1 protein-coding gene is annotated in these 292 nt (G+C 55.1%); it reads right to left on the bottom strand.

Annotated features, from left to right (window positions below; genetic code table 11):
- Window positions 1–292: helix-turn-helix domain-containing protein (locus tag QP941_RS11580; RefSeq protein ID WP_284869009.1), on the bottom strand; the 292-nt coding region annotated here is incomplete at both ends.

The raw sequence follows: 292 nt of genomic DNA, 5'->3' as shown, positions 1-292 counted from the left end.
AAGTCCCGCAATTTTTTTAGATATGCGTTTTCCGCTTCCAACCGCGCGATCTGGCGACGCAGCTTCGCTTCCTCCGAGAGCGGCTTCGGCGTGACCGAGCCCTTGGGCCTGCCCTTCGGCTTCGGTTTTAGTGCCTCATCGCCACCATTACGCCATTTCCTCGACCATCCGCTGACCAGCTTCTCTGATGACAGGCCAAACTCGCGCGCAAGATTCATCGCTGTCTCACCAGAAAGGTGGCGTTGGACAACTTCCTTCTTGATTTCGAACGAATACTGCTGCTTAGTCGGTT

Origin of the sequence: Corynebacterium sp. MSK150 (assembly GCF_030229215.1) — a bacterium.
Taxonomy (GTDB): domain Bacteria; phylum Actinomycetota; class Actinomycetes; order Mycobacteriales; family Mycobacteriaceae; genus Corynebacterium.
The sequence above is the reverse complement of the archived record's forward strand: the minus strand, read 5'-3'. Positions and strand labels throughout refer to the sequence as shown.